This is a genomic window from Asticcacaulis solisilvae (assembly GCF_017875235.1).
Lineage (GTDB): Bacteria > Pseudomonadota > Alphaproteobacteria > Caulobacterales > Caulobacteraceae > Asticcacaulis > Asticcacaulis solisilvae_A.
Genome location: NZ_JAGGMI010000003.1, coordinates 25,412 through 38,134, shown reverse-complemented (window position 1 = coordinate 38,134; position 12,723 = coordinate 25,412). Strand labels below are relative to the sequence as shown.

At 64.3% G+C, this 12,723-nt stretch carries 8 protein-coding genes; 5 read left to right on the top strand and 3 right to left on the bottom strand.

What is annotated here, in order from left to right; translation table 11 throughout:
• Nucleotides 1-33 precede the first annotated feature (33 nt).
• On the top strand, nucleotides 34-681 hold the full coding sequence (locus tag J2X24_RS06480) for a class I SAM-dependent methyltransferase (RefSeq protein ID WP_245344500.1): 648 nt from the start codon (nucleotides 34-36) through the stop codon (nucleotides 679-681).
• Between the two features lie 213 nt (nucleotides 682-894).
• Here J2X24_RS06480 and J2X24_RS06475 read toward each other — a convergent pair whose 3' ends face one another.
• The 3 genes from J2X24_RS06475 to J2X24_RS06465 all read right to left on the bottom strand — a co-directional run bounded on the left by J2X24_RS06475 (nucleotide 895) and on the right by J2X24_RS06465 (nucleotide 6,575).
• Nucleotides 895-3,810, bottom strand: a complete 2,916-nt coding sequence (locus tag J2X24_RS06475) for a TIM-barrel domain-containing protein (RefSeq protein WP_209718431.1) — start codon at nucleotides 3,808-3,810, stop codon at nucleotides 895-897.
• Nucleotides 3,811-3,976: 166 nt separating this feature from the next.
• The gene (locus J2X24_RS06470; RefSeq protein ID WP_209718429.1) at nucleotides 3,977-4,663 is read right to left on the bottom strand and encodes an alpha/beta hydrolase; all 687 of its coding nucleotides are present in this window, start codon (nucleotides 4,661-4,663) and stop codon (nucleotides 3,977-3,979) included.
• Between the two features lie 4 nt (nucleotides 4,664-4,667).
• A complete protein-coding gene (locus J2X24_RS06465; RefSeq protein ID WP_209718428.1) occupies nucleotides 4,668-6,575 on the bottom strand; it encodes an NPCBM/NEW2 domain-containing protein in 1,908 nt (635 codons plus the stop codon).
• A gap of 304 nt (nucleotides 6,576-6,879) precedes the next feature.
• On the opposite strand from J2X24_RS06465, the gene J2X24_RS06460 reads away from it, so the two are divergent.
• The 4 genes from J2X24_RS06460 to J2X24_RS06445 all read left to right on the top strand — a co-directional run bounded on the left by J2X24_RS06460 (nucleotide 6,880) and on the right by J2X24_RS06445 (nucleotide 12,686).
• Nucleotides 6,880-7,188, top strand: a complete 309-nt coding sequence (locus J2X24_RS06460) for a DUF2218 domain-containing protein (RefSeq protein ID WP_209718426.1) — start codon at nucleotides 6,880-6,882, stop codon at nucleotides 7,186-7,188.
• 107 nt (nucleotides 7,189-7,295) lie between these two features.
• Complete coding sequence (gene katG, locus J2X24_RS06455) at nucleotides 7,296-9,482, top strand: catalase/peroxidase HPI (protein WP_209718422.1); 2,187 nt, start codon at nucleotides 7,296-7,298, stop codon at nucleotides 9,480-9,482.
• A 409-nt stretch (nucleotides 9,483-9,891) separates the two neighbouring features.
• Nucleotides 9,892-11,307 (top strand): winged helix-turn-helix domain-containing protein, encoded by a 1,416-nt coding sequence (locus J2X24_RS06450; RefSeq protein WP_209718419.1) that lies wholly within the window; start codon nucleotides 9,892-9,894, stop codon nucleotides 11,305-11,307.
• Between the two features lie 80 nt (nucleotides 11,308-11,387).
• Nucleotides 11,388-12,686: an outer membrane protein assembly factor BamB family protein gene (locus J2X24_RS06445; protein WP_209718416.1), complete on the top strand. Its 1,299-nt coding sequence runs from the start codon at nucleotides 11,388-11,390 to the stop codon at nucleotides 12,684-12,686.
• The last annotated feature ends 37 nt before the right edge of the window (nucleotides 12,687-12,723 follow it).

Sequence of the window (12,723 nt, the reverse complement as noted above, 5' to 3'; positions counted from 1 at the left end):
ATGCTATGTCCGGCGGGACAAAGGGGGATATTGATGAGCATCCAGCAAGACGCCCGCTTCTGGGACCGCCTGGCGCGCAAATACGCCGCCGACAAGATCGCCGACGAAGCCGGCTATGAGCGCACCCTGGCGCGGACGAAGACGTATCTGAAGCCCACCGACGCCGTGCTGGAATTCGGCTGCGGGACGGGCACGACGGCGCTCAGGCTGGCGCCGTTCACAGGCACGATGGTCGCCAGCGATATTTCGAGTGAAATGATCGCCATTGCCAATGAAAAGCGCTCGGCGGAATCGGCCCTGGCCGGCCGGCTCGCATTCGTCCGCGCCACCCTGGAGCAGCTCGACTATCCCGAAGGGGCCTTCGACGTGGTGCTGGGGTTCAACGCCGTGCACCTGATGCATGATGTGAACGACTGTCTGTGGCGCGTCCGGCGCCTGGTGAAGCCCGGCGGGCTGTTCATCTCCAAGACGCCGTGCCTGGGCGACATGAGCCCGTTCATCCGCGCCGCGATCCCGGTCATGCAGCTGTTCGGCAAGGCGCCCAAGGTGTCGACCTTTACGGCGCGGCAGCTCGAGGCGACGATTGTGGCGGCAGGGTTCGAGATCGTCGAGATCGCCCGCCACGGCACCAAGGGGAAGGACACCCGGCCGTTTATCGTGGCGCGCCGGCCAGCCGGATGACGCGGATTGGCGAGGCATCATGAGCGGGCCTGGCGGCCGAGGTTCGTGCCTGACACGTGGCGGGAGCGCTTTTCATTAGATCGGTATGATTTAAGTGGAAACATCATACCGATCTAAGTTTTTGTTTTGTCGCGATATTTAAGGCGAAAACCCCAAAAAACGCATCTTGGCACTTTTCGCCATATCGCTCTAGGCGCTCCCGCCTACCGCCGGTCAGAACTTCACGGACACCGGCTTGCCGGTATAGATGACCGATTTCGTCGCCGCGGCCGGTGCGATGGCGGTGGCGTTCGCTGGGGTTGCCAGGACGAAATTCAACTTTCGTGTCTCCGTAAGCCCCGGATAATCGCCCTTGCGCGCGCCGACCGACAGGGTGCGGGTGGCATCGTTCCAGTTCAGCTCATAGGTCGCGTACTGGCCCTTTTCGTAGTCGTAGGTCTCGTTGTCGTCCTCATAGACGGTGAAGGTGCCATCGGCGCCGGGATAGATGCGGATTTCGTAGTCGGCCTCAGGATGCTCGGTCGCATACTGGAGGGTCGGCCCCATTGGTACGATCGATCCGGCGCGGACATAGAGCGGCAGGATATCCAGGGGCACGGTCTTGGTCACGGTCGCGCCGCCGTCGAAACGTTCGTGCGTCCAGAAGTCGTACCAGGCCGCGCCCTTGGGCAGGTAGGTGCGCATGCTGGCGTCGATCTCGACCTTGGTGTTCGCAAGTTCGGCGATCTGGCTGGGCGTGCGCCAGGCCAGCCGCAGGCTGCGTCCGCCGCTGGCCTGGAAGAATTCCAGGGTGACGGGGACGCTCTGGCCCTTTTTAAGCGTGACCTTGCCGCCCTTGTAACGGGCGGCGCCCATGGTCCAGTCTTCGACCAGCAGCTTGCCGTCGACGAACAGCCGGTAGCCGTCGTCGCCTTCGACGCCCAGTTCGTATTCGCCGTCTTCGGGCGCGGTCACAGTACCCTGCCAGCGCGCGGAGAAGTCGTTGAGGCCGGACAGCCCCGCCGGAATGTCGGTTAGCGGCGGCCCGGGCCAGCGCAGGTCGATGGTCGTGTCGATGGTCTTGCCCTTGGGCGTTTCGAAGTTCATCCCTTCGAAGTACTGCCCGGCCAGGCCCGGCTTGCCGTCCGGCGTGCGCAGCGCCGAAGCCGGAATCGTCGCGGCCGGCGGCGGCAGGAAGCGGAACATCGGACGCGTCACCGGATGGACCAGGAAGGACGGCCCGAACATGAAGGCGTCATTGATATTGTGAACGCCCTGATCGTCCGGGAAGTCCATCGGGAGGGCGCGCATCATCGTGTAGTCGTTGTGCGTGACCTGCCAGCTCTGGCTGTAGATATAGGGCATCAGGCGGTAGCGCAGGTCGACCGAGGTGCGCAGCGACGTGTAGACCTCAGGGTCCAGCGTCTTGAAGATGTAGGGCTCGCGCTCGATGTCGGTGCCGTGGATGCGCATCAGGGGGTTGAAGGCCGCGTACTGCGTCCAGCGCGCGAAGAGCTCGCGGTAAGCCGGGTTCTTTTCGCCGCCGGCGTATTGACCGGCGACGAAGAAGCCGCCGGTGTCCTGCGTCCAGTAGGGCGTGCCGGCGATGGTGACGTTGACGCCGCCGTTGATCTGTTCGGCGAAGGTTTTCCAGCTGGCCGTCGTGTCGCCCGACCATGAAGCCGCCGCCGTCCTCTGCGCCCCGGCCCAGGCCGACCGTGTCAGGGTTAGCGCGCGTTTGTTGCTGGTCGCGCGCTGGCCTTCATAGGTCCCCAACGTCGTCATCAGCGAATAGGGATTGAGATAGCGCGTGAAGTCGCCCATGGCGTTATCGCCCAGCAGCTTAATGTCGCGTTCGGTTTCGCCCGCGTCGTGGACGGCGGTGCCGACCTCGACCTCGGTTCCGTCCATCCACAGGGCGTCGACCCCGACATCGAGCAGGCCTTTCTTGACGTGCTTGAAATAGATCTGCCGGCCGAGGGGGCTGAAGGCGTCATAGATGCGCGCCTTTTTCGAGATCCAGTGCAGGGGCTCGAAGCGCAGCTTGTGCTGGTCCAGTTCGTGGGCCAATGCGGTATCGTTGCCGATCGATGGCCAGATCGAAATCATCAGCTTGAGGTGCATGTCGTGCAGCCTGTCGATCGTGCCCTTGGGGTCGGGGAACCGTTCGGGATTCCAGATCATGCCGCTCCAGGTGCCGTCCTTGTCGCCGCCCCAGTACTGCCAGTCCTGGACGATGTAATCGAGCGGGAACCGTTCCTTGCGGAAGGTCTCGGCCACCTCAAGCAGCCGCTGTTGCGTCTGGTAGCGCTCCTTGCTCATGAACAGGCCGAACGCTTGTTTCGGAACCATGGGCGCGTCGCCGGTCAGGTCGCGATAGCCGTGGATGACCTCGTCCACCGTGTCGCCGGCCATGAAGTAGTAGTCGACTCCGCCCGGCGCGCTTTCGGCCCACAGATTGGCGCCGTCCGCCGAGTCCTTGAAACGCATCTTGGAATAGGTGTCCCACAGGATGCCGTAACGTTCCGACGACACCATGACCGGGATGACGATGCCGATATTGGTCTGGACCAGCAGCAGTTCCTTGTTGCGGCGGTTGATCTCGCCCTGGCCGACGAAACCGAAGCCGTAGATGGCTTCGTCGGGCTTCAGCGTAAAGGTGTTGCTGGCTTCGTAGGTCGGCGCGCCGGAAATCTCCGTCCTGGTCAGGACCTGCGGCGCGGCCTGCTTTTCCTGGCTGAAGACCTTGCCCTTAGGGTCCTTGAAGGTGACGGCGCCTGAGGTTTTGTCGATGACAACGTGCAGTGCCGCGCTTTCCAGCGTCAGGGTGGCCGGCGTCTCGCGCGTCTTGAAGGCGATGGCGTCGGGTGTGTCGATGACGGCGAGGCTGGGGTGCTTCCAGTAGTTTTCACCGAGCGTCGTGTTCACCCGCACGGTCTTCGGGCCGTAGAAGAGGATGTTCTTGGTGACCGCGCCGACGCGGACCTGGACGCCGCCTTCGACCCTGGAAAACGCGAAGCTTGACGGCGAGGGGGAAACGACGGCGGCCAGATGACCGCGGGCATCCAGGCCGCTCGGGGTTTTGGCCTCGACGTTCCCGGCCAGGGCGGCCAGAAGGGCCAGGGTCGATATACCGACGGACACTCTCATATATTTCCTCCGCATCATGCCGCCTGCGCGACAGGCCGGGCGTCTTATCGCTGCGCCCATTGATTGCGCCCATGTCCCGGCGCGGAAGGTACCGGTAACATCATTGCTGCGTCCCCGCAATTGTCTGACTATATCATTTTATGGGATTCGTCAGAGGGACGCGCTGTCACACCTCCGTGGCCAGCCGGCGAACCTCGTCCACCAGAGCCGCCAGGAAGGCTGGCCGGTCGGGGTGTGGATCGCTGACCTGCGGTGGCAGATCGTCCATGAAGGTGAAGTGGCCCGCGTCCTCAGCCAGGCGGACCTCGGCGCCGATGGCGTCTTTCAGGAACGTCGCCTGTTCGGGCGGGGTGATGTCGTCGCGCCCGCCCGACCAGACGGTGACGGGCACGTTCACGCCGTCCAGCGCGCCGGGACCCCGGAAGAACTGGGTGGGCGGCGCGAACAGGATGAGCCGGCGGAAATCCGTCCTTGTCGTGGCCGATACGGACTCGCGGGAAAAGGTCCAGGCGGTGGCGCCGGCCATCACCAGCAGGAGACTTCCGCCAATCGAATGTCCGGCGCCGACGATCGGAACGCCGTCCGGTGCGAAGGCCGCGATCGCCTTTTCGAGCCGCTTCAGGCGTTGGCGCAGGTCGTCCGCGCCGGCCATGGGCGAGGTGATCATGTCGAAGTGCGGGGCGACAACGAAAAGGCCCGCCCCGGCCAGCCGGTCCAGCAGTCCGCGGTGGCGGGCGGGGCTGCCGCCGCGCCCGGCCGCGAACATGATCGTGCGGGCGGGGGCGCGCACTTCGTAGACGTCGATGTCGAAGGCGTCTCCGCCTGTCGCCAGGGTTCGGGTGGTATAGGGCACGCCGTTACTGGCCTTTCAGCAGCGCTGCCTTGCCCCAGGTCGTGGCGACGGGGCCGGACGCGTCCTGCTGGCGGACGACCAGTTCGACGATATCGATGCCAGTGACGTCGGCGGACAGCGCTTGCGGCGCCATGCCAAAGCCAAGCCATTCGGATTGGCTCAAAAGCCTGCCGTCGCCATAGACCTCGAAGCGGACCTTGCTTGTGCGGTTGCGCGTGGCGTTGTCGACGCCGGCCGTGGCTGCGAAGCGCGTGGCCTTGCGGCCGGCGCGGACTTCGAGGCGCGAATTGGACAGGATGCCAATGCCGGTGTCGAAGCGCTCACGGCCGATGGCAAGGCCCGTGCTGTATGGGCTGGCGTCGGCCTGGGCGCCGCCCCAGCCGGGGTAGCCTGGCCATTCGCCGCTGCTGCGCGTGCTGCCCCAGCCGCTGGGGCGGTGGATTTCCGGATCGGGCTCGGGGAAGGGGACGCCATCGGCGGCGACGTGGATGCTGCCGGTCATTTCCGACAGGTAGAGGCCTTCGGCCAAGGCGCGCGTGCCGTCGGCGTAGAAGGCGCGGCTTTCGCGCGGCGCCAGCTTGAACGTCTTCTCGCGCGTGAACGGCGCCTCTTTGGTCTTGGTCCACATGTCGGTCAGGGTGATGGGCGCCGCGGCGTCGTACTTGAGCTGCGCCGCTGTAAGCGTGATGTCGTAGGGTTCCAGCCCGCGGTTGAACAGCACTACGGCCTTGCGCCCGTTCGACAGCGTCTTGACCAGGATGTCGACGTCGTCGGACCGGTGCGCCAGAACCGCCTGATTGCCCGCCGGGTCCTGGTTGGCGGCGATGAGGTCGGCATTGCCGAGGATATCGATCAGAGACTTCGGGGCGCCACGCAGATCGTAGCCGATCAGGAGCGGCGCATTGATCATCGCCCACAGGGTAAAGTGCGAGCGCGCCTCGATCAGGTGGTTGGCGTCGAAATCCCCCGTGCCGATGAACAGCATGTCCGGGTCGTTCCACGCGCCGGGATGGCTGTAGAGGCTGCGGGTAGCGGCGCTGTCGAAGCTGTGCAGCATGCGCGACCAGCGCGCATAGATGTCGTCGCTGGTCCGCCAGCTGTTGCCGACGCGCTGGCCCCACTGGCGGACATCGGCCTGGCCCCAGTTGCAGATCGAATAGACGTAGTCGCCGTCGGGATTGTATGTCTTGAGCGCCGCGCCGACCTCTTCGTAGAGATTGCGCACGGCGGCAACGTCGGTCAGGGCCGGTTGAGCGCGGACCATGATCGGTGCGAACGGCTGATAAGCCTTGTCCTTCACGTGCGTGCGGTCGGCGGCATAGTCGGCGATGCCGCAGGCGTCGACCTTGATATAGTCGAAGCCCCAGTCCTTGAAATAGGTGCGGATATCGCCGTCGACGTGGCCATAGAGCCCCACCTCGCGTTCGGCCGTCGTGCCTTCGGGCAGGTTCGGGGAATGCAGGTCATAGGCCTGCGAGCACGCGTTGCGGCCGACATCGGTATAGATGCCGGCCTTGAGGCCCATGGCGTGCAGCCGGTCGACATAGGGCTTGAAGCTGGTTTTGCCGTCGCTGGTCTTGGCACTGGGGAAGATGGAGGTGCGGATTTCGACGCGCTGATCCGATTGGCGGCGCTTCAGCCACCAGCCGTCGTCTATATTGACATAGCGGTAGCCGAGCTTCGAGAGGCCGGTATCGACCAGGGCCTGAGCCGCGCCCATCACCTTGGTCTCATCAACCTCGGTGTGGAAGGCGTTCCACGAATTCCAGCCCATGGGAGGCGTCGCGGCGGCGCCGATGCGCGGCGCGCTCCACTGGCCCGTGGGTTTCAGCGGATCCGTGGACTGGGCGTGGCAGACGCCGGAAAAAAGCAAGGCCGCGCACGATACGGCAATAAGATGCGACAGGCGCATGCTACCTCCCCAAATGTGTTTTGTGATGTTTTATGGCCAGCATATGTCATACAATTTGCCGATGCAAATGCGGATCCACCCGAAATTTCCCTTGATGGGCTTTTAGGGATGCTGCTGGTTGTTCAACGCCATGTCCTTCGGGTATGGCGTTTTTCGTGCCAAGCACAACTTTGCAAACATTTGCAGAAAATTACATCAGGTCCTTTCGCGCGCAAAAATTTTGATATTTTCAGGAAACGCTTGTTATCTGAGTGCACACGTGTACGCAGGGCGAAAACGATTGCATATGCCCTGGAGTAGATTCGTGCCCAATACCGTGATTACCAGCGAAGCGCTGATCCACACGACACAGGGGGCGGTGTACGTGCTTCAACTGGCTGAACACTGGGCGCACAGGTTCGAGGTCCGCGTCACCGCCAATGGCACGATCATTACCTTGTCCGAGGTGACCATCATCACGCTCAGGACGGCCGCGGAGGGCATCACCATCCGCATCGACACCTCCGACGCCACCTGTATCGCGCCGATCCAGGCCACTGTGTTCGACGTCCTCGCCGAAATCGCCCATGGCCATGCCCTGGTGACACCTGTCTGGTCTACCCTGATGACGTAAAAGGTGTTCCGTAGTATCAATTTTTCTTGAGAAAATTCCAAAGAAAATCAATTTCATTTATAATCGCTGCGGGCGTAGATCTAGGGGACAGCCACAGGAGCGACACCATGGATACCCAAAGTGACAATGCATCGGCCGGCAAGTGCCCGGTAGCCCACGGCCAGGGTGCGCAGAGCAAGGGCACGCGCGGCCATAGAAACCGTGACTGGTGGCCCGAACAGCTCGATATTTCCGTCCTGCACGCCAATTCAAAACTGTCCGATCCGCTGGGCGCGGACTTTGACTACGCCAAGGCTTTCCAGGGGCTCGACCTCGATGCCGTAATTGCCGATCTCAACGCCCTGATGACCGACAGCCAGGATTGGTGGCCGGCGGATTTCGGCCACTATGGCGGCCTGTTCATCCGCCTGGCCTGGCACAGCGCCGGCACCTACCGCACCTCCGACGGGCGCGGCGGGGCAGGGGGCGGCCAGCAGCGCTTCGCCCCGCTCAATTCATGGCCCGACAACGCCAATCTCGACAAGGCGCGCCGCCTGCTTTGGCCGATCAAGCAGAAGTACGGCAATGCGCTGTCCTGGGCCGACCTCTACGTCCTGGTCGGCAATGTCGCGCTCGAATCGATGGGCTTCAGGACCTTTGGCTTCGCGGGCGGACGCGCCGACACCTGGGAGCCGGAGGAGTTGTACTGGGGGCCCGAAGGCACCTGGCTGGGCGACGAGCGCTACAGTGGTGAACGCCAACTGGACGAAACGCTGGGCGCCGTGCAGATGGGCCTGATCTACGTCAATCCGGAAGGCCCGAACGGCAACCCCGATCCTGTCGCTTCGGCCCGCGATATCCGCGACACCTTTGGCCGCATGGCGATGAATGATGAGGAAACCGTGGCGCTGATCGCCGGCGGCCACACCTTCGGCAAGACCCACGGCGCGGGCGATCCGTCCTTTGTCGGCCTTGATCCGGAAGGCGCGGCCATCGAGGACCAGGGCCTGGGCTGGAGGAGCAAATTCGGCACCGGCTTCGGCGCCGACGCCATCACCGGCGGCCCGGAAGTGACATGGAGCCAGACGCCGACCAAGTGGAGCAACCACTTCTTCAACAACCTGTTCGGCTTCGAGTGGGAGCTGACCAAGAGTCCGGCGGGCGTTCACCAGTGGCAGGCGAAAAACGCCGAGGCCACCATCCCCGACGCCCACAACCCGGAGAAGAAGCACCTGCCGACCATGCTGACCTCGGACCTGGCGCTGCGCTTCGATCCGGAATACGAAAAGATTTCGCGCCGCTTCCATCAGAACCCCGACCAGTTCGCCGATGCCTTCGCGCGCGCCTGGTTCAAGCTTACCCACCGCGACATGGGGCCGAAAGAACGCTATCTCGGGCCGCTGGTGCCGAAGGAAACGCTGATCTGGCAGGACCCGATCCCGGCGGTCGATCACCCGCTGATCGGTGATGCCGACATCGCGGCCTTGAAGGACAAGGTGCTGGCTTCGGGGTTGACGGTGGCGCAACTGGTCTCGACGGCCTGGGCGTCGGCTTCGACCTTCCGTGGCTCCGACAAGCGCGGCGGGGCCAACGGCGCGCGCATCCGCCTTTCGCCGCAGAAGGACTGGGAGGTCAACCAGCCGGCCCAGCTCCAGACGGTTTTGGCGAAGCTCGACGAGATACGCACAGGCTTCGGCAAGCCGGTGTCGCTGGCCGACCTGATCGTGCTGGCCGGCGGCGCGGCGGTCGAAAAGGCGGCGAAGGATGCGGGGCTCAATGTCACCGTGCCATTCACGCCGGGCCGTATGGACGCGTCGCAGGAGCAGACCGATGTCGCCTCGTTCGCGCCGCTTGAGCCGCGCGCCGACGCCTTCCGCAACTATCACAGCCGCCGCGCCTTCATGAAACCGGAAGAGGCATTGGTCGACAAGGCGCAGCTTCTGCGGCTGACGGCGCCGGAGCTGACGGTGCTGGTGGGCGGCCTGCGCGTGCTGGGCGCGAACCATGATGACAGCAGACACGGCGTGTTCACCGACCGTTTGGGCGTGTTCAGCAATGACTTCTTCGTCAACCTGCTGACCATGGACACGCAGTGGACGGCGACCGGCGACAACAGTTACGTTGGCGTCGACCGCCGGACGAAGGCGCCGAAATGGACGGCGACGCGCGTCGACCTGATCTTCGGGTCGCACGCCCAGTTGCGCGCCATTGCCGAGGTCTATGCCCAGGCCGACGCCGGCGAGAAGTTCGTGCGTGACTTCGTGGCTGCGTGGGTCAAGGTGATGGAACTCGATCGCTACGACCTGCATCGGTAAGGATTGCGCCAAAAAACTTCATCCCTACCGAAGACGACGGATAGGTAATCACCGACCGTAATACCCCTCCGTCGTCTTCGCTTACGCTTGACGCCACCTCCCCATCGCTTCGCGCTAGGGAGGAGGGTAGACGTTGACAGGTCTCAAGCAATCCCTCGCCTGCTTAGTTAAGGCGATTCAGGTTGCTCTCTCCTCCCTACCGAAGGTGGGGAGGGGGACCGCCGAAGGCGGTGGAGGGGTATTCCCGGTCCGTAGCGTGCCTCCGTCAGCTTCATTTACGCTCGACGCCACCTCCCCCACGTCGTAGGCAGGAGGGAAGGCCATAACGTTCGGCGGCGTGACAACGTACCGCCCCGAAGCTCCATCACTCCCCATTGACGCCAACGATATCCCGCCATATTCACGGCCTATGGTGGAGCCTTCCTACAGTCCCGAAGCGTCCGGCGCGTCGTATCGCATCGGCGCCTGGACACTGTGCACGCGCACCAACCGGCTGGTGCAAGCCGACGTCCAGGTCGAGCTGGAAAGCCGCCTGGTCTACCTGCTTATCGCCTTTGCCGACCATCGCGGCGAGGTCCTGCCCAAGGACTGGCTGCTGAAAACCGTGTGGGCCGGCCGGACCGTGACCGACGAGAGCCTGACGGTCGCCATCAGCCAGGTGCGCAAGGCGTTGGGCGATGATCCGCGCGCGCCATCCTACATCAAGACCGTGCCCGGCAAGGGTTATCAACTGGTGGCCGAGGCCGGGCGTATCGAAGCGCCTGCCCTGCGTAGCCAGGAACCGTGGGCCCGTTGGCCGGTCCGCTGGGGGATCGTCCTGCCCATAGCGGCGTTGGCCCTGGTGGGCGTGGGCTTCGCTGTCCAGAGTACGCAGCCGAAGTCCAAGATCGCTTTCTACGCCGATATCGAGGCAAGACTGGACACCGGCGACCCCGCCCGGCAGAGGGAGGTCGTGCGCGACCTGCATGCACTGGCTGCGCGGGAGCCCTCGGCCGAGGCCTTTGCCAGGTTGGCCGACGCCAAGATACGGCTTCTGGGCGACGCCTTGGTCGAGCCCGACAACTGCCGGGAGGTCATTGGCCTGCTTGACAAGGCGATAAGTATGGAGCCGCGGCATAATTGGGCCTACAAGCGGCGCGCTGACGGACGCTTCCTCTGTCGCCATGACATGGCGGGCGCCGAAGCGGATTACCGCACGGCGCGGCGCGTCAGTCCGCGTCATGACTACACGGCGCTGGGCTATTCCGGCTTTCTGCTGGCGCAGGGGCGCTTCGACGAGTCGCTGGCACAGATAAAGGACGCGCGGCGTCTCAATCCGCTCCACTATTCGGGCACCATGGCGGTCTGGCTCTATCAGATGCACGGCCGCGACGATCTGGCCTTGCATGAGTTGCGGCGCATCGAAAGTGGCGGGGCGGGCGACAAGGCCTTCCATGTTTCGGCGTTGCGCCTCTACACCAGGGCCGGACGCGATGCCGAGGCGTTTGCGCACCTGGAATGGCTGATGCGCGCCCAAGGCTATGGCGACGCGGACGTCGCGTCGGCACGGGCGGCGCTGACCGCCGGCGGGATGAAGGCGGTCTTTGGCTGGCTGCTGGCGCGGAAAGAGACGAAAGACCTCGGCCATTACACGCCCCCGCTGTCGTGGGCGCGCTATGCGCTGGAGGCCGGGCGGACCGACGAGGCCATGATCCACCTGGAACAGGCCTTTGCGCAGAACCAGATACCGTTGCTTTGGGCCAATGTCGATCCAGCCTATGCCGGTGTGCGCGACGATCCGCGCTTCCAGGCGTGGGCGGCGAACATGAAGACACCTGTCGATTAGACTTTCTTCAGCTTCCTTTACTTGGCGACTGCCTTGAGCCCCAGCCATCGTGCCGCCACGTTCAACCCAGGTGGAAGCCGATGAAACCCCTGATCACTGCCCTTGTCCTGTCCTGCGTCGCCTTCGGAGCGCGCGCCGAAGATTGGCCGACCTTCATGCACGACGCGGCGCGGAGCGGACGGGTAGAGGCAGCGCGGATCCGCGACTTGAAACTGTCACGGACGCGCGCCCTCCATGCCCCGGTCAGCGCATCGCCGGTGGTAGCGAATGGGCGGCTGTTCGTGGCGGCGGAAAACGGCAACCTCTACGCGCTCGACATGACGACGCTTAAGGTCGCGTGGCTCTTCCATAGCGAAGGCGCCATCGCCTCGACCCCGGCGGTGGCCGATGGCCGCGTTCATTTCCTCAGCCGCGACGGCGTCTTCTACGCCCTGTCGCTGGACGGGCAGTTGTTGTGGCGGTTCCGGACGGGAGGGGAGCACCGTTTCGCCGCGGTCGGCGGCTACGGCCTGGACGCCAGCCTCGGGCCGGTGCCCGATCCGTGGGACCTCTATCAGTCGTCGCCCCTGGTGCGCGACGGCGTCGTCTATTTCGGCAGCAGCGACGGACACGTCCGCGCGCTCGACGCCGCGACAGGCAAGCTGTTGTGGGCGCATGACGCTGTTGATCCGATCCATTCCTCCCCGGCCTGGGCCGACGGAAAGATCGTGGTCGGCACGTGGGGAACGCGGCTGCTGGCGCTGGATGCGAAGACCGGCGTTGAGGCCTGGGCCTTCCAGGGCGGCGCCGACCACAAGATGAGCGTCATGCTGGGGATCACCGCCGCGCCGTCGGTCGATGGAGACACCGTCTATGCCGGGGCGCGCGACGGCTTCGTCTATGCGCTCAATGCCGGAACCGGCGCGGTGAAGTGGAAGTATGACGCATCGGGAAGCTGGGTGCTGGCGACCGCCGCCATTGACGACCGCAACATCTACTTCGGCACGTCGGATACGGGGCTGCTCGTGGCGCTCGACAAACACACGGGCCATGAGCGTTTTCGCAGCCGGACGGGCGTGTGGACCTACGCCTCGCCGGTGGTGGCGGGGCGTTCGGTCATCACCGGGACGATGACGGGTGCGCTTTATACATTCGATACGGAAACGGGGGAAACGACATGGACCTGGCGGACGCCGGAAAGCCGACTTGACGTGGATGATATCCTTGATGATGCGGGCAAGTTGCGCGATGCCCGCCTGTTCGGCCCTGGCCGCCAGCTCCAGGCCGGGGTCGAAGAGGTCAAGGCGCTGGGGGCGTTCGTGGCGTCACCGATCCTTGTCGATGGCCGGCTGATCGCCGTCACCGCAACGGGTGAGGTGCTGGTGTTCGAGGCGCGGTGAGGGGACGGGGAGATGGCGCCAGTAGCGGACATTGTGC